The following is a 24,096-nucleotide window of genomic DNA, read 5'->3' as shown; positions in this document are numbered from 1 at the left end:
TTTGCTTTCATTAGAATTATTATTTATTAAGGGCAATTCTTACCTCGAATGGAATTTTCCGTGCCCCAAAGTAAGTATCGCCTGTATTGTTGTACCTCACTAAAAACTTTGGACAAACGTAGCCTCGCTCATCCAGTCTGAACCGCAATTAATGAATTTCGACCGTATAAGGAATTCTAGCCTGCACACCTGTCTGTGCAGTAGCTTTCTTCATCACGTCAAAATAACGGTAGTATTCACCCATTTGTTCTTTTGCTATCCAAATTTGGATTCTTTCTTTCGAATTATTTAATATTGTAGTAAAAGGATCATCTTTTTCCGGATATTGGGACACTTTATAGGTACTCAATTTTGCCTTTTTAGCAGCAGCCTGAATAGCGGCATCCAGATTCCCCAAACGGTCTACCAATTTATTCGTCACCCCCTGGGCTCCAGTCCAAACTCTTCCCTGACCAATACTATCAACATCTGCCACAGACAATTTACGTCCATCAGCGACAACCTTTGTAAAAGTTCCATAAACTTTATCAACTTGACTCTGGATGATACTTCTTTCCTCTGCTGTCAGCGGCCGATCAAAAGAAGTCATCAAATCGGCAAACCTGCCTGTTTTTACGCCATCGTAATGTACTCCGATTTTATTGTTCATCAGATTCTGAAAATTTGGAATCACACCAAATACGCCGATAGACCCAGTAATTGTGGTGGGTTCAGCAAATATTGAGTCCGCAGCTGCCGAGATGTAATATCCTCCTGAAGCAGCCAAATCGCCCATCGATACGATAACAGGCTTTACTTTCTTGGTCAAAATAACTTCTCGCCAAATAATATCTGAAGCTAAAGCAGACCCTCCCGGTGAATTGACACGCAAAACAACCGCCTTAACAGCATCGTCTTCTCTTAGTTTCCGAAGTTCCCGGGAAAATTTGTCACCTCCGATTTCGCCGGCCGCGGCTCCCTCACCGTCCACAATTTCTCCAGCAGCATAGAGTACTGCAATTTCAGAACCGCTGGTATCTTCTTTCGTTTTCTTATTATAATCCAATAAAGAAACGAAAGATATATCATCTTTTTCCGAAATCTTCAAACGCTTTCTTAAGTCCGACAAAAGCTCATCTTTATACAGCTTAGCGTCTGCAAGCTTATATCTTACTGCATCTTCCGCATCCCGAACCCGATAGTCATTTGCTATTGCCCGTAATGAATCTGAAGAAATTTTTCTGCTTGCCGCTATTTCATCAATAAAAGTAGTATATATACTACCCAAATAAGAGGTTACCTGCAAACGGTTGGGGTCACTCATTTTATTCAAAAAGTAAGGTTCAACAGCACTTTTAAAGGTGCCTACCTTAACAATTTGCATCTCTACACCAACCTTGTCCAGCAAGTCTTTATAAAACATCGTAGAACTTGCCAAACCTCTAAAATCGATCGACCCCTGTGGGTTAACATACACTTTGTCAGCCGTACTTGCTACATAATAAGCCTTTTGATCATACCCGGTATTGTACGCAACTACAAATTTCCCTGTTTTCTTAAAGGCTAAAAGCTCGTCTCTTATTTCCTTTAAACTCGCAAAACCCACGCCGATATGACTCGCATCTAAATAAATACCCTTAATGTTTCCATCTGTAGCCGCATATTTGATCCTTGCCAAAATATCATCTAGTCCAATATTTTTGGTCGAATAACCGGGAAGATTGAGACTTCCAAGCGGATTGGCTTCACTTCTTTCGGTAATATCATAATCAAAAGAAAGGTATAAAACCGAGTTACTCTTCACTACAATCTCCTGATCAGAGGATGCCGAGCTGATAATCGCTCCAATAATTCCCATCAAAACAATAAACAACACAACAAAAGAGATCACAATCCCTGTAATTGTTGCCAGTACATACTTAAAAAATGATTTCATATTTTATAATTATATCCGATTAAGAACAATTCTTCTAATCGAACGCGCTATTTTCCATTAAAGGTAATGCAATATTTTTTATTCACACAGTCTTTTATTTCATCTATATCATATTTTCTTAGCAAAGTGAGCTGACTTGCTAACAAAAATTTGCATAATCAGATGGAATTAAAAGGCAAACTTCATCATTAAATCCCTCAAAAGCTTATTTTAGCAGTATGAATAAAATATATATCCTATTGGGCACCAATCTAGGGGATCGCTTTCAGCAGCTTAATTTAGCGAGAAAGCAGCTCGAGAAACATGCTGGAGAGATAATTGAAGCGTCGTCAATTTATGAAACTGCTGCCTGGGGAGTGAAAGACCAACCAGCTTTTTTAAATCAGGTTATCTTGGTAGCATCCAAATTACCGCCCTTAGCATGCTTAAAACTAACACAGCATATCGAACAGGAACTAGGACGCGTGCGTAAAGAAAAGTGGGGCGAAAGAGTTATTGACATCGACCTACTCTACTTCAACCAAGAAATCATCGACCTACCATCCCTTCAGATTCCACACCCCTACATTGCCCAACGTAGGTTTACACTCGAACCGTTGGCGGAAATAGCCCCAGACTATGTTCACCCTGTTTACAAAAAAAATAATGTATATTTATTGGATAAATGCAAAGACGATTTACCTGTAAAGAAAACAAGCAACGATGAACCATCTCGACATTGAACTGATCAGCCTAAACATGTTCGACAATCAAGAATTAATTAAACAATTTGTATCAATGTACCTTATTCAAACACCTGTCGATCTCGATAAACTCCGCCAGGCACTAGCTGAAGGTAACCTGCAGAAAATTGGCGATGCCGCCCATCATATCAAACCGACAATGGACTATATAGGTGCTTTTCATCTGAAAGAAAAATTTGAAGAGTTGGAGAACCACGCAAAAAACAAGGATTCTTTAGAGATACTGCGGGCAACTTTCTGTATCATCGATATCGAGATGAAGGAACTCCTTTTTGAATTGGAACAATATGAAAAAACGATCTAAGCCAGATCGTTTTTTTTATTGAAATGCAATGCAGATAAGATGAAATACAAAATAAGAATAATGGGAAGAGCCATAAATTGACCAATCATAAAAAAGATCAAAGTCAAGATCAGAAATATAAAACGATATTTATTTGCTTTCCATTCCATCGAACTAAATTTCATCGAAAACAACCTAATTTCACTCACCAACAGATAACTTGTTAAAAGAACACTACTGATTAAAATCAACGGATTTAAAACAAATTGGGGATAGGTGTCAGCAATATACGGAAGTGAGAGAACATAAAATGTATTCATTGGTGTATTGAGACCGATGAAATCAGAGGTTTGGCGCTCATCTAGATTGAACTTGGCTAAACGCAAAGCCGAGAAAACTGTAATAATAAATCCCAAATAAGGAAATAAAGAGCCATCAGGAAATACCTTTGACAACAAAGTAAACATGATTGTTCCAGGTAAAAAGCCAAAACTAACCATATCGGCCAACGAGTCAAGTTCCTTCCCAATCGGCGATTTAACATGAAGAAGACGCGCCACCATTCCGTCAAAAAAATCAAATACCCCCGACGCGAACACACAGATGGTAACAATTTTAATATTACCTTGTAATGCCATTAATACAGCGATACACCCGCTAAATAAATTTAGACAAGTCAGCAAATTAGGAATATGTTTTTTCATGTACAGGATCTACTTTATAAAAAAAAGCCATCATTTTTAATCAAATGATGGCTAAAATATCAAAATTTGATGGAATTATCCATTCATACTGATCAAAAATTCTTCATTCGATTTAGTTCCACGCAATTGTCCTTGTAAAAATTCCATGGCCTCAGTAGAATTCATATCGGATAAATGGTTACGAAGTACCCAAATACGTTGCAATGTTTCTTTGTCGGTCAACAAATCATCGCGACGCGTACTGGATGCTGTAATATCGATTGCCGGGAAGATACGTTTGTTTGCCAATTTACGATCCAGCTGTAATTCCATATTACCCGTACCTTTGAATTCCTCAAAAATAACTTCATCCATTTTAGATCCTGTATCTGTCAATGCAGTAGCTAAAATAGTCAATGAACCACCGTTTTCGATATTTCTAGCAGCACCGAAGAAACGTTTTGGCTTATGTAGCGCATTGGCATCCACACCCCCTGACAAAATCTTACCTGATGCAGGAGCAACCGTATTGTAGGCCCGCGCTAATCTTGTTATAGAGTCTAGTAAAATCACAACATCGTGTCCGCACTCTACCATACGTTTTGCTTTTTCAAGCACGATATTCGCAATTTTTACATGACGGTCAGCCGGTTCATCAAATGTTGAAGAAACAACTTCAGCACGGACGCTTCTTGCCATATCGGTAACCTCCTCGGGGCGTTCATCGATTAGTAAAATGATCAGATAAACTTCCGGATGATTTTTTGCTATAGCATTCGCAACCTCTTTCAACAAGTTCGTTTTACCAGTTTTTGGCTGCGCAACGATTAATCCACGTTGCCCCTTACCGATAGGCGTAAATAAATCCATGATACGCGTAGAATAATTTCCAACGCCCATATCCAAATTTAAACGCTCATCTGGGAATAATGGTGTCAAATAATCAAATGGTACACGATCACGTACCTCTGCAGGATTTTGTCCATTGATAGCCTCTACTCTGACCAAAGGAAAATATTTTTCCCCCTCTTTAGGAGGACGGATACAACCACGAACAGTATCACCCGTTTTCAGACCAAATAATTTGATTTGAGATTGTGATACATAAATATCATCAGGAGATGTCAAATAATTATAGTCTGAAGAACGTAAGAAGCCATAACCATCAGGCATGATTTCCAATACCCCCTCATTAACAATTACATTGTCGAAATCTGTACTTGAAGAAGTGCTTTCTGCTTTAGGAGTTTGAATGGTTTTTTCAGGTTGGGCACCTTTATCTGCTGCTGCTGCTGTATCCTCGGCTGCAACGGGGGTTTCTTCATGCTCAGAACCTTCACGTTTCCTCACCGTTACAGGTTCCGCAGTTTTAATGGTCCGCACACGTTTACGTGTACGTTCAGCATGTTCCTGACTATCTTCCTCTACTTTTGATACTTTTTCAGCTGAAGCTGGAGCGGCTTCCTCTTCTGCGCCAGTATTACTAATTCTTTCGATTAATTCTTGTTTACGCAATTTATCAGCATCTGCGATACCGATCAACTTAGCAATCTCGCGCAATTCTGATACGAGTTTAGCGTTTAATTCGTTAATATCCATTAATGTGTTGTGTATGATTTTTGGATTTTCTTTTTGAGCTTTATTCTGAATTCTGATTACACTTAAGCGAGTTTCCAAGATTAAGTGAGATGAAGAACTTAATGATTTCTTTTAAATCCGAAGCGGATTAAATATTGAGAACCTTGACAAAGAAAAAAACAAATTTTGTTATTTCAAAATATTTCAAAAAAAATATTTACTATTGTAGCTAGTAAAACGATTTAACAACATTTTTAGATTGAATTTATATTTTTTTTCATAAGTTCGTACCTTTCAAAATTTAAGTTTTTAGATCCCTTATATGGAACAGCAACAAACTAAAACCAATTACCCCGCGCTTTACACACTAATTATTGTGTTTTTCTTCTGGGGGTTCATTGCGGCAGGGAACAGTGTTTTTATACCGTTCTGCAAAAATTACTTTCATTTAGATCAGTTTCAATCCCAGCTGATTGACTTTGCTTTTTATACAGCTTATTACATCGGTGCATTGCTACTATTTATTTTCAGTTCAATCGGTGGAAAAGATCTGGTTGGCAAATGGGGATATAAAAAGAGTATCGTTTATGGCTTACTTTTCTCAGCTTTAGGTGCTGCAGCCATGATCGTCGCTGTCGAAGTGAACCTATATGTTGGCATGTTGTTGGGTCTCTTCGTCGTTGCCCTCGGTTTTTCATTACAACAGACCGCGGCAAATCCATTTGCAGTTTTACTGGGTGATCCAAAGACCGGAGCTTCGCGCGTCAACCTCGGTGGAGGTATTAACTCTTTCGGTACAACAATAGGCCCACTTGTTATCGGATTTTCATTATTCGGAACTTTTGAACCTATTTCTGACTCCGAAATTGCCAACCTTCCGTTAAATAAAGTAGTCTATCTTTATATAGGCGTTGGCCTGCTGTTTATTTTAGCTGCAGCGCTATTTAATTTCAGTAAAAAAGTTCCTGCTGGGATCAGCGACGAGCCAATGGAAAAAGCAAACAAAGCTTTACGTACATTGATTATTATGACCATTTTGCTCTTCGGTATGTTCACCCCCGTTTTTTTAAGCTATAAAAGTGATCTAGCCTTAGAAGTAGAGCAATTGCACAAGCAAGTTTCAAGTTTAACGGATCCCGTTCAGATCGATCAACTCAAATCACAGATTAAAGAAATCGCCAAACCTCTTGAAACCCAACGTATGCTCTGGCTAGCAGGCGCTTTGGTTGTTGTCATTGGCGGTTTGTTATTCTCTAATAAAAGTGCCCAAAAGAATCCAGAAGGTTGGGGTGCGATGAAATACCCTCAATTGGCTTTAGGTATGCTTGCCTTGTTTATCTATGTCGGTATCGAAGTAGCCATTGGTAGTAACCTAGGCGAATTATTAACCCTGAAAGAATTTGGACATTTGCAATCATCACAAATTACACCTTATGTATCCATGTACTGGGGAAGTATGATGATCGGCCGATGGGCAGGCGCAATAACTGCGTTTAACTTAACTAAAACCACCAAAAACGGTTTGTTAATTATCGTTCCACTCATTGCCTTCTCTATTATTATTGGAGTTAATACACTCGCTGGATTTGAAATGTCACACCTCTATTATTATGTCGTTTGTATTATTCTTCAAATTGTAGCATTCTACCTAAGTAAAGAGAAACCTGCTCGTACATTGATTATCTTCGGATTATTCGGAATTATTGCCATGTTGGTTGGCTTGTTCTCATCGGGTACAATCGCTATCTATGCCTTTTTATCAGGAGGTCTTGCTTGTTCAATTATGTGGTCTTCCATTTTCAGTTTATCCATTGTTGGTTTGGGTAAATACACCGCACAAGGCTCAGCGTTCCTTGTTATGATGATTCTTGGGGGCGGTGTTCTTCCTCCGATCCAAGGAAAACTAGCAGATATTATCGGTATCCACAATTCGTATATTCTACCATTGATCGGATTCTGCTATGTTGTTTTCTTTGCAATATTTGTGAAGGGTATATTAACAAAACAAGGAATCAACATTGACGAAATAGAGGCTGAAGGAGGACATTAACAGCCCTCACTAATTGTAAATAGTACACTATTTAAACAATTTTATTACACAGTACAAAAACAGGCTTAGCGATATTGCTAAGCCTGTTTTTTTATATACTGGTTAAATCACAAAAATTTATTTTTTGAAAAATCAATGGATAAATTATGATATTTAAAATTAAAAAATGTATTTTCGGGGAATTGATTAATGATTGATTACTCATTTTATAACGATAAACACAATTAAAACTACTCAATAATGATAATCATTGCTGACGGGGGATCAACAAAAACAAACTGGTGTTTGTTAGACGATTCGAATAAAAAAATCTACTTCAATACAGAAGGGTATAATCCTTATTTTGTTGATAGTGAATACATTGTAAACTCCCTAAAAAAAGGACTACCGCAAGATTTGCCTTTTGAAAAAATCTCGGAAGTAAACTATTATGGTGCCGGAGTCCACAACAAGGAAAAAGCACAAATCGTAGTTGACGCCTTGAAAGAAGTATTTACAACAGCTGAAGTTGAAGTAGGACATGATCTTCTTGCGGCAGCAAGGGCATTATTAGGAACTCAAGCCGGGTTTGCTGCGATACTAGGAACAGGAACAAACTCCTGCCTTTACGATGGCAAAGAAATCACATTGAACATCGACTCCGGTGCTTATATTTTAGGTGATGAAGGTTCTGGTAGTTATATCGGTAAAAAATTACTAGCGGATTATGTTCGTAATTTAATGCCCAAAGATGTTAAGGAAGTATTCTATAACACGTATAAAATGACAAAAGACGAAATTATGGATGCGGTTTATACCAAACCTATGCCTAATCGTTTCTGTGCTAGTTTTAGCAAATTTGTTTATGACAATAATGTGAATATCGAATACACGCGCAATATCGTCGATGAAGCTTTTGAAGCTTTTTTCAGAAACCTTGTCAGCAAATACCCGAATTATCAGAGCTATACTTTCAACTGTATAGGTTCAGTAGGCTATAATTTCAGAAATGTATTGGCTGAAAAAGCTGAACAATATGGAATGAAAGTAGGTAAAATCTTACGCTCCCCGATTGACGACTTGGTACAATTTCACATTGATAGAGCGGCAGCTACTGCCAAATAAAAGAATAACAATCTTTAACATACTTAAAAGGTATCCAATTTGTGTTGGATACCTTTTTTAGTATAGCATACCACAGTCTCCAACTCCCTTAACTACCCCAATAGCTCATACTTGTTGCTTGTATTAATTTCCAATTAACCATTTAAACCTTTTTACAAGATATTTTAATGATTTAATAACGGGAATTTCATCGGTACAAAATAAATGTATCTTTCTTTTGTAATAGAAGATAATAGATTTATCGAATGAAATTATTGTGGTTCAACTCAGGTTGAGTCATCTTTCTAAACAGAGATAAATAAAATAATTTATTGCAAATGAAAAGAAGCCTTGATATACTTGTAATCTCAGATTTACACCTAGGTACCTACGGCAGTAGAGCAAAAGAACTTTTACTTTACTTGGAGTCAGTATCTCCCAAAATATTGATATTGAACGGCGATATCGTAGACATTTGGCAATTTAAAAAAAGCTACTTTCCACAAGAACATCTCAAAGTCATCAAAAAAATTATTGACATGAGCTCTTCAGGTACAGAAGTACATTACATCACGGGCAATCACGATGAAATGTTGCGCAAGTTTACAGACCTAAAATTAGGTAATATCAAGCTGAGCAATAAACTACTTCTCTCCCTCAATAACCAAAAAGTGTGGATCTTTCATGGGGATGTTTTTGACGCTTCCATTCATCATTCTAAATGGTTGGCAAAACTGGGTGGATGGGGTTATGATAAACTTATACAGCTCAATAACATTATTAATTACTGTCTGGACAAAATGGGTAAGGAGAAATTCTCCCTATCAAAAAAAATTAAAAACTCTGTTAAAAAGGCAGTCAAATATATATCGGATTTTGAACATACAGCAACCGAGTTAGCCATAGAAAAAAACTACGATTTTGTTATTTGTGGACACATACATCAACCTCAAATCAAAGAAGTCATTACGCGAAAAGGAACCTGTACGTATATGAATTCCGGTGATTGGATTGAAAACCTCAGTAGTTTAGAATATAAAAATGGTGAATGGAAATTGTTCTATTTTGAAGAAAACAAAGAACAAATCCTTAAAAACAAAATCATTGACATTCCCCTATTCAGTTTGGAAGATCTTAAAAAAATTGTCATATCCTCATAGATACAAAGACCTTAAATCTGAAAAGTTTGCATAATTAAAACAAAAAGCCGAGTTAGCTCGGCTTTTTTGACTTTAAAGCTCAACTGTCGTACCGATTTCAGGTAATGACAATGATATATCCGCATTTTGGAATTTATCCAAAGCTTGTTGTTTATCGATAGTGATTGGCGGAAACGAATCGTAATGGATTCCGATTACCCGGGCGCAGTTCACAAATTCAGCCGCTTTGACTGCATCATCCACGTCCATAGTGTAATGGCCTCCTATCGGTAAAAAGGCCCAATCGAGATTCATTTCAGCCAATAATTTCATTTCCATGGTTAAAGCCGTATCCCCTGCAAAATAAATTCGTTTGCCTTTTACATTGAAAACAAAACCTACTGGAAACCCTCCGTATTGACCGTCAGGTGTACTATTGGTATGCGCAGCATAGACCATCTTTACCGAACCAAATGGCAGCTGAACAGTTCCACCCAAGTTAAACTCGATGACTTTATCATCGGGGACTCCCTGTCTGCGGACCCAGTCTGCAGTTTCAACAATCGCTAGAACAGTAGCATTACTATTTTTTTGAACCGTAGCCATATCGGCTACATGATCCTGGTGTCCGTGGCTTAAAAAGATATAATCTGGTTTAATCGCATTGACGTCGATTTCTTTTGCCAGTGGATTGAAGGTGACAAATGGATCCATAAGTACCTTTATCCCATCAAAATCAAACTCCACGCAAGACTGTCCGTAATATGTCGCTTTCATGATGATCACCTTATTGATTAAATAATCCGCCCAGTCCCCCCAACATATCCTTACTCGCTGCCTGCATTTCAGCCTGACTGATATTCTCAGCTTGAACAATAGCCTTATTCAAAGCAACCACAAGTAATTCTTCCAGTTCTTCCTTATCCGCGTTTGATAAAAATACAGGATCGATGATCACCTCTTTTATCTCTTTATTTGCTGTCGCCACCACACGGATTAATCCACCTTCCGCCTCACCGGAAACGGAAATTGAATCCAGTCTTTTCTTGATCTCCTCTGCCTTTTGTTGGGCCTCAAATAATTTGTCAAACATATTTTATAGCATTTATTTTATGCCAATTTACAAAAATATGTGTATACCTACTATGGCTAATTTACTTTCTCTAATACTCCCCCTTTTTTTTTGAAATTGGCTTTTTTCAGAAATTGGCTGTTCTTATTGGTTAGAAAGAACCTTCAGTTCGCTTTCATTGCTCTTGGTGTCTACGAAGTCGTGAAGGTTTTGTATTTTTGTAGTATGCAAAGCAATCAAGAAAAACTTGTCGCCCATATTTTGGACCAGCTGAACCTAAATTCAGCAGCTATTCCAGCGGAAACTTATAACAAATTACTTTCAGTTCAGCCTCAAATCGTGGATATCGATGATATGATCACTTATGTCAAAGGCATCGGCAATGATCTCAATGCTGGTGATAAAACCGCTACATTCATTGAAAAAATTGAAGATGAAACGAATATCCTCATCCATAAACTTAAGTTTATCTCAGCTACTGACAGGCCTAAAGTCTTGGTGGTAGATCAGATCGAACCTCTTGAAATTAACCGTTCTGCTTATCTACATGAAGCCATAAAAATTGCAGGCGGTATTCCAGTGACGACTGAAAATGAAGCCGACAAAATCATTGTCATTGGCCATGGCGAACAAACGTTTATCCAGCTACCTAAATTGTTGAATACGCCAGCTATCACTTCATCCAAAGCTATCGAGCTCGATCAGGTCTTTATTATGACCGATAAGCAATTTGCACAGATTCCGGGATACAATTATTTAAAGGAACTCGAATCATTAGCCGAAATTCTCCAGCCCAAATACTTTGTATATGGTCATGAAGGAAATGATTGGTTACAATTTCAACTAAGCTAATGAACCTGAAATATAGACAAAAAAAACAGCTCCGATAATGTGAGAGCTGTTTTTCTAATGTTTTGATATTTTAGTTATATCTTCTGCGCAGGACATCGTATAATTTTTCAACAGTATTTGGTTTATCCGCCCACTTATTTTTAATCGCATAATTTGTTTGTAAAAACGCGTCGGCTTCCGCATAGCTTGTAAATCTATTTAATAATTCAATTGCCTCGCTATAAGCCAAGCTATAGCCATTAAACAAATCCTTAATAAACAAAAGTTTATCATTTAAGCTTATACCTGTTTTAATATCCGTGAGTTTATCATTACTTCCAGATTGATTTACCTGATAGACGCGGTTTTGCACTCCCGCTTGTTTCTGCTGAGAGATGATTTCATTTAACGTTAATGGTCGAGCAGGAACTTCCTCAGCTACAGTGTTGATTTCTTCCTGAATAAAAACTTCCTTGGGCTGCTCAATAATGACTTCTTTGGGTTCTTCAACAACTTCTTTAACAAAGACATTTGCTTCTTCTATGTGTGAGTTTGCTTGCTTTTCGACCTGATAAGACGGCTCATCCACCTGAGATCCTGTAACACGAGAATCTACAGATTCAACGGCAACAGGATTAGATACCTCCGGTTTCAATGGTTCTCTTTCGTAAGTTACTGGTCTCTCTCTCTCTTCCACCACATTATCTTCTTTCACGGATTTAATATCTTCAACCTCCTGGATCTCCTGAACTACTTTTGCGGGCTGCTCAGCGACAAATTGCTGCGCCGTTGTTCTAAGGGTAGAAGGCGGTGTGAAATAATCGTTGAATGCAATCTTCTTACTTTCCAATGCAGCTGAATTTAATGGAGGCTGCGATTGATTTTCACGAAGGACAGTCTTTGTCTTGAGTAGCGTTATATAGGCTGTCACAGTTTGCGCCTTAGCCTCCAATAGGACTAATTCATTAATTTCGGACAAATCATCTTGTTCTGACAAGGTCAAATACTGTCCATTTAAATCCTGTAATAAATCACCTATCTTATTAAAAATTTCTTCCTGAGTACCCATAATTATATTTGAAATCACCAATTAATCGTTTATCATACCTATACCCTCAACTAACCTAAAAGTGGAAAACTCAAACCTTTGATTTATAAATATTTGGATTTACATTCACTTTTTTGCTACCCAAATTTAATATTTAATTCTGATATTAGCAGCGTCAAAAACAGAATATAGTAGCAGGTTATTATACGAATATCACCTTATTTGTAGACCTCACGACAAAATTAAATTAATCAAATGCTTTTTTCCGAACATAATTTGGCTTTGCGCCCCGCTCAATATGGTAGCATTGAAATTATCTGCGGTTCCATGTTTTCAGGCAAAACAGAAGAATTGATTCGCAGACTAAAACGAGCGCAGTATGCACGTCTGAATGTTGAAATATTTAAACCATCCGTTGACAAGCGATACGACGAGAAATTAGTCGTTTCACACGATAGTAACAGCATACCATCAACCCCTGTCGATCATTCTTCCGCTATCCTACTCTTAAGTTCATCCACTAAAGTGGTCGGAATCGATGAGGCGCAATTCTTTGATGACGGTTTGACAGAGGTATGTGTCAAATTGGCAAACAGTGGTGTTAGAGTAATTGTGGCAGGACTGGATATGGATTATCAAGGAAGGCCGTTTGGCCCAATTCCACATCTTATGGCGGTAGCCGAACATGTGACAAAAGTGCACGCGGTGTGCATGCAATGCGGGGCTCCGGCAAATTATTCTTATCGCCTGACCAATGAGACAGCAACAGTACTTTTAGGTGAAAAAGAGGCCTACGAACCTCGGTGCAGACATTGTTATTTTAATTTGACTAAGTGATTTTGAGAAGCATTCAATAAAAATCTGCCAAAAAATATACAAATACAGTTTGGCATAAAATTTGAAATATACTTTACAAATAGAAGATTAACGCTTTAAATAGCGACAAAATACTTTTCATAATTTAGGTTTATAATTGGTTAGTTAGCAGTTCCTTGCCCATCAAGGAGCTGCTCTTTTTTATCGCCTACAGAAATAGTTAGGGCTGAACGCTATAGTTTATTACCTTCCGTCCAATATTCCCAGTTTGGTCCATCCCTTCAACAATTACTTTATAATTTCCATTTCCGTCGGCATTATAAAATTGAATCGCAGCCTCTCCTGTTTCTGTTATGGAGACTTTCGGATTCCAGTAAATAGTGGTTCTCAAATCATTTACAGCCTTTCTTTCTGGAGTATCATACTTAGGAACGTAGAATTTTCTTTCTTTGATATAGCCCAAAGGATACATATCGATAACGTTTGATTTAGGTAACATACTTTCAATCTCACTCAACGACATCCGTGGCTTTTTAGCTTCAACTTTCTTCGTATAGATGGAAACAACACCATTATTCTGATACATTCTGGAGACTGTGCCCAATTCATCGCGCAAGAAAATTTCGATACCTTCGATATCTGCCACATTGATACTATTCAGGCCCGGTTCATCAATAGCCATACCATTTAGAAAGAATTGGACAGGTGTACGCCCACCTGCATTGTAATCGCGAGAAACATAATACTTCAAAGTCTGCGGATCATAGGTAATACCCGTCAACACCGTTTGGAGGCACATCGTTAATACATTACACCCTGTCAAACGCTCAGGTTCAATACGATGCTCAGGCATCGACAATCCCGAAATAGAAGGAAAATCTTTATTTGTGATTACCTTTTTCACTACGGCTGTCACTTCGACTTCATCCAGCAAGATGGATTTTCGGTATTCTTTTCGGCTATTGGCCAAATAAGGCGCAAAAGCCTGATCTATATTAGGTATGAAATAGCTCTTATACCCATTGTTCTTATCGATCTCAGGATAAAAGCTCTGATCCATATTGATAACCAAACTCCTGTAATTGTCATTGGATCGGGCATTTACCGTTACTTTGGATGAATCTGGAAAGACCAGATCCTTAAATGTGAATCGTCCATTTTGATCCGTGTACACATCCTTTTTAATGTTACGGGAAGGAACCGATAAAAGCAAGCCTCCATTTGGATAAGGACGCCCTGTGTTCATCCGAAGAGTGCCTGACAATTCTATACCTTGCTCAGGGAGAAAACTAATCTGCGGTAACTTCTCCGAAATAAGCGTTGGATAATCAAATCGGCGATAACCCTGTGTCATTAATAACGCATCCAGCGCTTTGTCACGATTGGGATTTTTTTCATCGAAATAGGCGTTTGGATTCTCCACATTCCCTTTCAGGTCTGAAGTTAGTAAAAAGTTACTCACGATAGAAAGATCCGCCTGATCATTATAGGGAACTTTAGACTCATCAATTACAGATACCGAGTAGCTTCCTGGAAATTTCTGTCCATTGTTGTCCACCGCAAGTTTAAGATTTACGAAGTCTTTGGCTTTATAACTTTGCTTATCGCTTGTGACTTGGATATTTAAAAGCTTTTCGCTTTGAACAAATGCCAGACGCTCGCTGATAGGCTTTCCCTCTGGGCTCAATAAAGTTACCTGGACAATACCATTTGGTAAACGTTCTTTCGGAATATTAACTAACGCTGAGGAAGATTTTAAATTCACTTGCGCACCAAAACAAAGGTGTCCATTGGACTGAACCAAAACATAATAAGATTGACTTTGGTTTTTTGAGAAATTTTCTTCACTGGTCACCACGGCGAACTCAGCATTCGTGGCATCCTGCTTCACAAAAACGACATTTGCTTTATCAGTAACGACGGCGGGCAATTTATATGTGCGTTCTTGTCCATTGTCAAACTTTATCACTGCCTGATACTTTTCTCCAGCAAGAGGTAACAGCGAGAAATAACCCATTCCGGTTCCAAAGTCCTCAATCTCAGCAACGGACTTGCCCTTTGAATCCAGAATATTGCCTTTAACCTTTAGCCCTTTGCCATCCGATCCAACTGCTTTAAATGCGACCTTTTTAGCCAGGCCTGCGATCAGATCTCCGCCTTCAGGAAAGAACTGTACGTCGGCATCCCATAAGGCATTTTTGAGTAAGAAAGAACTAGACAGCGGCTTTTCATTTTTATTTTCCTGAATACTAATTTTCAATTGTCCCTTTTCCAAATTCGACTTTTCCTTAGCAGACAGATTTATAGTTACTTTCCCCAATCCGTCAGTCTCACCTTTACCCTTGTCATACGTTTCCCAGCCCGATACAAACTCCCAATTAATTTTTGAATTGATCATCGGTTTTCCCGTTCGATCGCGAAACTGTATGACTGCCTGCGTCTTATTCCCACCAATGTTATTTTGAAATTCAATATTCGTAATCAATTTCTTATTAATTACGTCACCAATGGGAATTACTTTATTAAAGAAGTAAGCATTATCAAAATTAGCCATCCATTTCGTATAGCCTCTAAACCGATAATTGTCCTGAACCATAAATTGAGGATCAAGCACAATCTGCCCATTTCCTACCCCTTTATCCAATGGAATCCGAAGAGTCTGGATAAGGGAATCACGGCTATTCAGCACCTCCACGTAGGCTATTTTACTCGGCTCATATTCAGGCAAATTGCGAGATAAATAGGTAGAAAACCAAAGGGTATCCCCTACAGCATAATATGGCTTATCGAAATGTAAATGTACCTTTTCAACGGGGTACACTTGAAAATATTTTTGAACTCGTTCTACGATCGTATTAATAGGTAGTGTAGGTGCGGTCTGCGCATACGTCGTCCCTATTCCTAATAGTCCTATCGATAAAGTCAATAGTTTTATGTGCTTCATGGAAAGTCTTAGAATAAAAAATGAATAGCTAAATATATTCAATTTTAGGCAAAGACCAACCCCAATAGGTCATTTTTAACATTTATTATATCTGGTATTGGAACCATGAGCCCCTTTCAAACGTCATTAAAGCAAAGGAGCCAATAGTCTGCAGATAGAATCGACCCCCCTTTTCCAACGGCTTCGTTGCATCCAACTTCGAATTGTAATCAGATCTGAAAATTCAATATCAGCCAAAAACTGCGCATTCAGACGGTCACAGAGTGCTTTATCCGAGATAATTCCTGAAATCTCAAAATTGATATAAAAACTCCTGATATCCAGGTTTGTCGTACCAATATACGCCAGCTTCCCATCAATACAGATCGTTTTAGCATGGAGAAACCCTTTTTTATAAAGGTAAACATTCACTCCCCTTTCCAGTAGCGGTTTGATAAATGAAAAAGAAGCATGTTGTACGAAATACGAATCAGACTGAGCCGGCAACATCAAATCCACACGAACACCCGACGAAACCGCCAACATTAAAGCAGTGGTCAATTGATCGCTTGGAATAAAATAAGGAGTACACAACTGTACATACTCTTTAGCTTCATTTATACCTGCGATAATAGCTTCCATATTGAATGGTGCTGGCGATCCAGGATCACTCGCCGTAAACCCTACTCCACTGGCATCTTCATGATTTAATGGAAATCGATTTAAATAACCCCGCCCGAGTTCAAAAGACTCCGCTTCCGTCTGATTCCAGCTATTCCAAAACTGGATCTGTAATGTATTTACTGCTGCGCCGATTACCATCATCGCCGTATCCCGCCAGTAAACCCCATTCTTTCCGTTATTGATATATCGGTCCGAAATATTGATCCCACCGACAAAGCCGATTTTACCATCAATAACCACAATCTTACGGTGGTTTCTGTAGTTACTGTTTGCCAAAGAACTAAAAGTAACGGGAAGAAAGGCTTGAAATTCAAAATCAGGTTTATTTCGTCGCAAATATTTTATTACATCCGGCGCACCAAAGCTGTCTAATATCAGACGCACAGTGACACCAGCTTTTGCTTTCTCTTCTAAAATATGTAAAATTTCACGGCCTATTTCGTCCATTTCCCAAATGTAATATTCCATATGGATAGAATGCTCGGCTGCTTTAAGCCTGTCGATAAGTACAGGAAATTTTTCTTCGCCATTGATAAATAGCGTCACCTCGTTATTCAGGGAAAAGGTAGATATTTTTTGGTTTTTGAGATATCGATACACCATAGCCAAACTTCCAATGCGTTCATTTAACGTATCGATATGTTCCTCCATAATTTCAGACTCCTTACGCCAAGCGTCCAATAGTTTTTTGGACTGCTCACGGTATACCCGTTTCATTCTTTTGACCTTTTTAAATTTTTGTCCAAAGAAATAGTAACTGAGTAAACCAATGCCGGGCAAGAACACAATGACCATAATCCAGGCAATCGTTTTGGATGGATTACGGTTTTCGATCAAGATGGTCCCGATTACACCAATGTAAAGAATCAGTAAAGGGATCCAGTAATATTGTAATACTATTTGTAAGATATGATGAAGTACCTCCATTTTGTATGCTAAGGGTTTGACCAAATATAATATTTAGTACCGACATATCGTTGTCGTCAAACACAGTTTATTGCACCCTCAACATGAATAAATGGACTTAAATAGGGAATATCTAAATTGGCACCACGAAGTACAAACCATATTCCCAACAAGAAATATAGAAAAGGTACCCATTTTGAAAATCCAATTTTGAAGGATCGGGAAAAATTGCCAAGAAAAGAAAAGAGAAACAACAACGGTATAGTTCCCAAACCAAAACATACCATAAAGAAAAAACTTTGGAGTGGACTATCCGCGTTGATGGAAGACATGAGTGCCATATAGACCATGCCACAGGGTAATAATCCATTCAACACACCGGCTATAAAGCTTCCCCCTGGCTTATACAACCACTTCGACAACAACCGTACAATAGGCTGCACAGCTTTGGTCTGCCAGCTCGCGATCATTTTGTTGTGCTTACCGACTAGCTGAAATAAAGCAATTCCTATCAGTATAATTCCTGTAACCCAGCTCAAGGTGCGCTGCCAGCCTTGAATTTGTGCAAATGTCCCTATCGTACCGAGTAAAAGCCCCAAACAACCATAGGTCAGTACCCTACCCGATTGATATAATATCTTATTTAGGAAAACTTTCCACCCCAAATCCTGCCTCCCTTCTATGGCGAAAATCAATGGGCCACACATTACCGCACAATGTATACTGCCAAACAATCCCATGAAAAAAGCAAAATAAGTATAGCTCATTTCCTTATACTAAAATAAAATATGCTCTTCAAATAGAAAATCTTTACCCACACTTTTCCAATCAATATAAAGGTTCCACATTCCTTTATCGAACGTGGAGATCGGAAGGGTATATAGATTACCTGTCGTCTGAAACGGTAATTCTTTATCCAATCGATTATCAGAAGGCTTGCGAAAAACCAATTTCCCTTTATTTTCTTTAGAGACAAAATGAATGTACAAGGTGTCTTTCCTGATTTCGACAGTCGGAGATTCCTTCATAGTCAATACATTCTGCTTTTTATCGTACGCTTGGTCATAATTCAGCCCCTGTTCGTAGTAATCATCTTCCTCCAGACTATCTGAGTCATGGCTTACCATATAGACACCCGCTCCGACTATGCACAACATAAATACCGCCAAGGTTAAAAAAATTTTTGTACCCCAATTCATTTTTCTTCATTTTAATTCATACCCGGAGGCGCTATAAAAGTAGTTTTTAAACTTTCCACTTTCTTATCACCCGAATAGATCGCTAATTTTACATTACTTTTATAAGTCTCCACATCTTTATTCGCGATAATGAGAAAAAAACTCATTGTCGCATGCCCATCTTTATCCAATTTTTGGATAGGGTTAACCAGCTGAATCTTTAAACGCGGATCATCGCAGACGAGTTTGAAAGGCATTTCTTTGCCAGACTTATTGATCAATTCCAAAGAATACAAGTTGCTTATTGTCTTATCGTCACGAAGCTGGTAGGTACTGCCCTTTGCGCGGAGTAACCTTCCATCCACCTGAGAACGGTTGAACAATAGAAAACAAAAGACAGTCATTAGGGCGACCAACACGATAGAATAAGCTATCGTTCTCGTATTGTTTTTTTTCTTGAGCGTACCCTCGATCTCCCCCATTGGATAAAAGCCAATTAACTTTTTAGGCTTTCCGATTTTGTCCATGACAGCATCACAGGCGTCGATACATGCCGTACAACTTACGCATTCCAATTGCAAGCCTTTTCGAATATCAATTCCTGTAGGACATACATGGACGCAGAGCTTGCAGTCCACACAATCGCCCTGAGGTGCCATGACATCCTTTTGATGTTTTCCTCTAGGTTCTCCACGTCTATGATCATAAGCTACTGTAATACTCTGATCGTCCAAGAGTACCCCTTGCAATCGGCCGTATGGGCAGATTGCTATACATACAATTTCTCTAACATACGCAAATACGCCATAGAAAACCAATGTAAATATAGTAATCGAGATGAGACCACCGATATGTTGATCCAGCGGATCAGTGATAATCTTTAACAAGGCATCGACACCGATAATGTAAGATAAAAAGATATTGGAGATGAAAAAGGATATGATCAGAAAAATGCTGTGTTTCAAAAATTTCTTAAACTGCTTTTGATCCGTATTGGGACCTGCATCCAATTTTTTTTGTTGTTGCCAATCACCTTCAATCCAATACTCGATCCTTCTAAATATCAATTCCATAAAAATGGTCTGGGGGCAAGTCCACCCACACCATACCCGTCCAAAGACAACAGTAAACAAAACCACACATACCATCACGATCAACATGCCAAATACGAATATGTATAGGTCTTGCGGATAGAAAAGATTTCCTAAGATGGAGAATTTCCGGTCAATAATGTTAAACATTAAAAACGGTTCACCATTTATTTTGATAAAAGGAGCGACAAATAAGAACAGTAGCAGTGAATATCCAACCCACTGTCTCTTTTTGTAAAGTTCTCCCTGCGGTTTCTTGGCATAAATCCATTGTCTTTTTTTTGACTTAGATCCACCATTATTGGCATTATTCAATACTACTGTACTCATTGTTATTTCGATTTATTACTCTGCTTTTTTTTCTGTTTCAGCTTGATCTGTTTTACCTTCCTCCGCTGATTTCTCTCCACTTGCTGCCTGCCCACCACCATAGCTTACCTCTTCACCTTGAGGCGCTTTTGGATTAGCAGGGTTAGTATCCCTTAATGTGACAATATAACTGGCCACCTGGGCAATTTGAGCAGGACTTAAAGTTTGTTCCCAAGGCACCATTCCTTTATCAGGAACACCATATTTAATGGTTTTGAAGATGTCCTTAATTTCGCCACCATGTAACCAAAACTTATCGGTCAAGTTCGGTCCGATACCACCTTCACCACTACCGCCGTGACAGGCGACGCAGTTTGCGGTAAAGATAGTTTTCCCGTCGGCGGCCAACTCCGGTTGAAACTCCACGCTACTTTCATCTACGTTACTCGCTGAAGCAGTGAGATAAGCCTGGCGTTCTTTCTCAGCAATGACCATCTCATGTTCATATTCCTGATCTTGGTTCATTCCTATACCAGAGACCTGATAAACGAATAAGTAAACAAGACCAAAAAAGATTGTTCCGTAAAAGAGGAAATTAAACCAGATTGGAATCGGATTATCCAATTCGCGAATACCGTCATATTCATGGTCTATAACAATATCCTTCTCTTCTGAAATCGGTCTGATCCCCATGATCTTGTTCCATGACCTTTTCATCCAGCCTTTGTTTGCTGCCTTTTTGAGTTTTTCCTCGTTGGCCAATTCAGGCATGGTAATCTTAATAATGGATTTCATCGCACGATTGACCATCAGTGCCGAAGCGAGGAGAGCCAACATCACAACGATCAATACGATAATTAAGATATCTGTGTATAAATTATCTGTACCAAATCCTATCGTAGATTGAACAACTTCTGCGGTAGCTGGTGCAGTATCCAATAATAAACTCATATATTATAGACTTTCAGGTGAATGATTCATTTCCTTTTCTGTTTCGTCTTCTTCCAAAGGCAATTCCTTCATATAAGTAACATAGTCTTTTTTCATCCGGAACAACATTATTGCTACTGAAATGAAGAAAATCAAGAAGATCCAAAGTGATGCGATTAAATAAAGCTCACTACCGTTTAGATTTGTTATTTGCTTAAACATCGCTTTATTGATTTGCGTTAATAGTATTATCAGCTACCTTCGGCGCTGCTTTTATATCTGTTCCAAGTCGCTGCAAGTATGCAATTACGGCTACAATCTCACGATCAGCTAACACATTCACTTGATTTTGTTTCAGATCATCAGCAATTTTTTGCGCTTGCTTAGTAAGATCCTGTTCAGCATGTTCAATTTCAGCATCGGTATATGGAATACCCAATTTGCGCAATGCTTTCATTTTATCCTGCAGAATAGAATTGTCCAATTTCTGATCGATCAGCCATGGATAAGTTGGCATGATACTTCCAGGAGAGGTAATTGTTGGATCCATCAAGTGGTCAAAGTGCCACTTGTTCGGATATTTCCCTCCGATCCGGTGCAGATCCGGTCCAGTCCGCTTCGAGCCCCATAAAAACGGTGTATCGTAAACAAACTCACCAGCTTTACTATATTCACCATATCGCGCTGTTTCTGACCTAAACGGACGGATCGTCTGTGTATGACAATTAACACAGCCTTCCCTAACATACAAATCCCGTCCTTGCAATTCCAATGCTGTGTAAGGTTTCACACTAGCAATTGTGGGAACGTTCTTAGAAATCGTAAACGTCGGTACCATCTCGACCATACCTCCGATAAGGATGGCAATTAGCGCTAACACCATAAATAAAATTGGTTTACGTTCGAGGCGACGGTGTTGCGACTGTTCGTTTACCTGAACTGGCAATAATGCAGGTGCTTCCGCTGGTTCATTGGCCAGAAGCTTTCCGCTTTTCATCGTTTTGATCAAGTTGAAAGTCATCAAGAACACACCAGACAGATAAAGAGCCCCACCTAATGCACGCATCATGTGCATCGGCAAAATTTCTAATGTCGTCGCAAGGAAATTCGGATATTTCAAAACACCCTCTGGTGTAAATTCTTTCCACATCAAACCTTGTACTACAGCTGCCCAGTACATTGGGATTGCATAGAACAAAATACCCAGTGTACCAATCCAGAAGTGAGTTGATGCCAGTTTTTTAGAGTAGAGTTCTGTTTTATAAATACGAGGTATCAACCAGTACAAAATTCCGAATGTCATAAATCCGTTCCATCCCAATGCCCCCACGTGTACGTGTGCTACAATCCAATCGGTAAAGTGAGCAATTGCATTAACTTGTTTCAAGGATAACATAGGCCCCTCGAAAGTTGCCATCCCATAACAGGTAAGTGCCACCACCATGAATTTTAACATCGGTTCTGTCCGCACCTTATCCCATGCACCCCGTAAGGTGAGCAGACCATTGATCATACCACCCCAACTCGGAGCAATCAACATAATTGAAAACACGACTCCTAAAGACTGTACCCAACCCGGTAGTGCCGTATATAATAAATGGTGAGGACCTGCCCAGATATAAATAAAGATTAAAGACCAAAAGTGAAGAATACTTAATTTATACGAGTAAACCGGACGGTTGGCCATTTTAGGAAGAAAATAATACATCATTCCCAGATAAGGAGTCGTCAAGAAAAAGGCTACTGCATTGTGTCCATACCACCATTGTACAAGGGCATCCTGTACACCTTTATACACATAGTAACTTTTCCAGCCCGCTACGGGCAATTGAATGGAGTTAACAATGTGCAAAACAGCGACTGTAACAAACGTGGCAATATAGAACCAAACTGCGACATACATATGGCGTTCGCGTCGTTTGATAATAGTGCCGAACATATTGATACCAAATACAACCCAAATAAGGGTAATGGCGATATCAATTGGCCATTCCATTTCGGCATACTCATGGCTTGAAGTAAGACCCAGTGGAAGTGTAATAGCCGAGGCAACAATAATTAATTGCCAACCCCAAAAATGGAGCTTACTCAAAGCATCACTGAACATTCTTGCTTTAAGCACCCGCTGCAAGGAGTAGTATACTCCCATAAAAATACCATTACCTACGAAAGCAAAAATAACCGCATTGGTATGTACAGGTCGTACACGGCCAAATGTTGTAAATTGCAATCCAAAGTTCATCTGAGGCCAAACAAGTTGAGTCGCCACAAGCAATCCTATGGTCATACCAACTATCCCCCAAATAATGGTAGCGATTCCGAAATTTCTGACAATCTTATTGTCGTAATTAAATTGCTCTAACTGCATTACTTAAATTGTTGATTCTGCTTCAAAAGTAAGCAGCATTTTATGACAATCTAATGATGCACAATGCGTACAAAAGTGATGTGCATCACTTTTAGCTTAATCTCGGCTTTCGCTTCGTTTCTACAATTTGCAACTGAATGTAAGTAAGTTATCAAAAATAAAAATGGTGAACCGGCGTTCCTATAATTAATCGTGAAGTCAAAAGTGATGCTAATCACTTTTCTAACCTTGCAGCTAGATCTTTTAATATAAGTCAACCTATTATTACGGCCAAAAAAGGTTGTTGTTTCCTCAAGACACACCTTTGCCTCAGTTATGCAATAGCCACTATCGATACAATTGCAAGTTTGGACTAAGATTGATCGGCAGACCTCTATGAAGATGCACTGTGCGACTGAGGACAGTGCCGGTTGCGGAACATGGCAGATGGACCAGCCGCATCTACGGCCATGGAGGTAGTTAAACG

At 38.8% G+C, this 24,096-nt stretch carries 21 protein-coding genes; 7 read left to right on the top strand and 14 right to left on the bottom strand.

The genetic code is table 11. From position 1 onward, the window contains the following. Positions 1-148: 148 nt before the first annotated feature. Positions 149-1,915 (bottom strand): signal peptide peptidase SppA, encoded by a 1,767-nt coding sequence (gene sppA / locus B3E00_RS21070; RefSeq protein ID WP_293939934.1) that lies wholly within the window; start codon positions 1,913-1,915, stop codon positions 149-151. A gap of 218 nt (positions 1,916-2,133) precedes the next feature. Between sppA and folK the strand changes: the two genes are divergently transcribed. Both folK and B3E00_RS21060 read left to right on the top strand, forming a co-directional pair. After that, the gene (gene folK, locus B3E00_RS21065; RefSeq protein ID WP_209582291.1) at positions 2,134-2,637 is read left to right on the top strand and encodes a 2-amino-4-hydroxy-6-hydroxymethyldihydropteridine diphosphokinase; all 504 of its coding nucleotides are present in this window, start codon (positions 2,134-2,136) and stop codon (positions 2,635-2,637) included. Continuing rightward, positions 2,618-2,962, top strand: a complete 345-nt coding sequence (locus B3E00_RS21060) for an Hpt domain-containing protein (RefSeq protein ID WP_293939931.1) — start codon at positions 2,618-2,620, stop codon at positions 2,960-2,962. The genes folK and B3E00_RS21060 overlap by 20 nt, the downstream gene beginning before the upstream one ends. Here the strand turns inward: B3E00_RS21060 and pssA are convergent. Next, positions 2,959-3,645, bottom strand: coding sequence for a CDP-diacylglycerol--serine O-phosphatidyltransferase (gene pssA / locus B3E00_RS21055; RefSeq protein WP_293939929.1), 687 nt, complete (start codon positions 3,643-3,645; stop codon positions 2,959-2,961). The two genes, B3E00_RS21060 and pssA, sit on opposite strands and share 4 nt — an antisense overlap. A 75-nt stretch (positions 3,646-3,720) precedes the next feature. Next, the gene (gene rho, locus B3E00_RS21050) at positions 3,721-5,223 is read right to left on the bottom strand and encodes a transcription termination factor Rho (RefSeq protein WP_293939927.1); all 1,503 of its coding nucleotides are present in this window, start codon (positions 5,221-5,223) and stop codon (positions 3,721-3,723) included. Positions 5,224-5,524: 301 nt separating this feature from the next. Between rho and B3E00_RS21045 the strand changes: the two genes are divergently transcribed. From B3E00_RS21045 to B3E00_RS21035, 3 genes are all read left to right on the top strand, one after another. Continuing rightward, complete coding sequence (locus B3E00_RS21045) at positions 5,525-7,252, top strand: MFS transporter (RefSeq protein WP_209582279.1); 1,728 nt, start codon at positions 5,525-5,527, stop codon at positions 7,250-7,252. 240 nt (positions 7,253-7,492) lie between these two features. After that, positions 7,493-8,356 carry an N-acetylglucosamine kinase gene (locus tag B3E00_RS21040; RefSeq protein ID WP_209582276.1) on the top strand — a complete coding sequence of 288 codons (864 nt, stop codon included), beginning with the start codon at positions 7,493-7,495 and terminating at the stop codon, positions 8,354-8,356. 317 nt (positions 8,357-8,673) lie between these two features. Next, positions 8,674-9,495 carry a UDP-2,3-diacylglucosamine diphosphatase gene (locus B3E00_RS21035; RefSeq protein WP_209582274.1) on the top strand — a complete coding sequence of 274 codons (822 nt, stop codon included), beginning with the start codon at positions 8,674-8,676 and terminating at the stop codon, positions 9,493-9,495. Between the two features lie 72 nt (positions 9,496-9,567). Here B3E00_RS21035 and B3E00_RS21030 read toward each other — a convergent pair whose 3' ends face one another. Beyond that, positions 9,568-10,251 (bottom strand): metal-dependent hydrolase, encoded by a 684-nt coding sequence (locus B3E00_RS21030; RefSeq protein WP_293881687.1) that lies wholly within the window; start codon positions 10,249-10,251, stop codon positions 9,568-9,570. A gap of 10 nt (positions 10,252-10,261) precedes the next feature. Beyond that, a complete protein-coding gene (locus B3E00_RS21025; RefSeq protein WP_209582269.1) occupies positions 10,262-10,567 on the bottom strand; it encodes a YbaB/EbfC family nucleoid-associated protein in 306 nt (101 codons plus the stop codon). A gap of 204 nt (positions 10,568-10,771) precedes the next feature. Between B3E00_RS21025 and B3E00_RS21020 the strand changes: the two genes are divergently transcribed. Next, entirely contained in the window at positions 10,772-11,398 is a 627-nt protein-coding gene (locus B3E00_RS21020) for a hypothetical protein (protein ID WP_293939926.1), read from the top strand. Between the two features lie 70 nt (positions 11,399-11,468). Here the strand turns inward: B3E00_RS21020 and B3E00_RS21015 are convergent, their stop codons facing one another. Further along, on the bottom strand, positions 11,469-12,446 hold the full coding sequence (locus tag B3E00_RS21015) for a hypothetical protein (protein WP_293939925.1): 978 nt from the start codon (positions 12,444-12,446) through the stop codon (positions 11,469-11,471). Positions 12,447-12,680: 234 nt separating this feature from the next. On the opposite strand from B3E00_RS21015, the gene B3E00_RS21010 reads away from it, so the two are divergent. Beyond that, a complete protein-coding gene (locus B3E00_RS21010) occupies positions 12,681-13,262 on the top strand; it encodes a thymidine kinase (protein WP_293939924.1) in 582 nt (193 codons plus the stop codon). Positions 13,263-13,461: 199 nt separating this feature from the next. On the opposite strand, the gene B3E00_RS21005 is transcribed toward B3E00_RS21010, so the two are convergent. From B3E00_RS21005 to ccoN, 8 genes are all read right to left on the bottom strand, one after another. Then, positions 13,462-16,185 carry a carboxypeptidase-like regulatory domain-containing protein gene (locus tag B3E00_RS21005; RefSeq protein ID WP_293939923.1) on the bottom strand — a complete coding sequence of 908 codons (2,724 nt, stop codon included), beginning with the start codon at positions 16,183-16,185 and terminating at the stop codon, positions 13,462-13,464. A gap of 126 nt (positions 16,186-16,311) precedes the next feature. Next, the gene (gene cls, locus B3E00_RS21000; protein WP_293888548.1) at positions 16,312-17,775 is read right to left on the bottom strand and encodes a cardiolipin synthase; all 1,464 of its coding nucleotides are present in this window, start codon (positions 17,773-17,775) and stop codon (positions 16,312-16,314) included. Between the two features lie 56 nt (positions 17,776-17,831). Continuing rightward, entirely contained in the window at positions 17,832-18,521 is a 690-nt protein-coding gene (locus tag B3E00_RS20995; RefSeq protein WP_293888550.1) for a sulfite exporter TauE/SafE family protein, read from the bottom strand. A 9-nt stretch (positions 18,522-18,530) separates the two neighbouring features. Continuing rightward, the gene (locus tag B3E00_RS20990; protein WP_293881673.1) at positions 18,531-18,953 is read right to left on the bottom strand and encodes a FixH family protein; all 423 of its coding nucleotides are present in this window, start codon (positions 18,951-18,953) and stop codon (positions 18,531-18,533) included. 11 nt (positions 18,954-18,964) lie between these two features. Continuing rightward, complete coding sequence (gene ccoG / locus B3E00_RS20985; protein WP_293881671.1) at positions 18,965-20,353, bottom strand: cytochrome c oxidase accessory protein CcoG; 1,389 nt, start codon at positions 20,351-20,353, stop codon at positions 18,965-18,967. 15 nt (positions 20,354-20,368) lie between these two features. Then, complete coding sequence (locus tag B3E00_RS20980; protein ID WP_293888552.1) at positions 20,369-21,283, bottom strand: cbb3-type cytochrome c oxidase N-terminal domain-containing protein; 915 nt, start codon at positions 21,281-21,283, stop codon at positions 20,369-20,371. A 3-nt stretch (positions 21,284-21,286) separates the two neighbouring features. Beyond that, entirely contained in the window at positions 21,287-21,484 is a 198-nt protein-coding gene (locus tag B3E00_RS20975; RefSeq protein WP_293888553.1) for a hypothetical protein, read from the bottom strand. A gap of 4 nt (positions 21,485-21,488) precedes the next feature. Next, positions 21,489-23,630 (bottom strand): cytochrome-c oxidase, cbb3-type subunit I, encoded by a 2,142-nt coding sequence (gene ccoN / locus B3E00_RS20970; protein ID WP_293888555.1) that lies wholly within the window; start codon positions 23,628-23,630, stop codon positions 21,489-21,491. Positions 23,631-24,096: the final 466 nt, after the last annotated feature.

Origin of the sequence: Sphingobacterium sp. UBA5996, from assembly GCF_002429765.1 — a bacterium.
GTDB lineage: Bacteria > Bacteroidota > Bacteroidia > Sphingobacteriales > Sphingobacteriaceae > Sphingobacterium.
The sequence above is the reverse complement of the archived record's forward strand: the minus strand, read 5'-3'. Positions and strand labels throughout refer to the sequence as shown.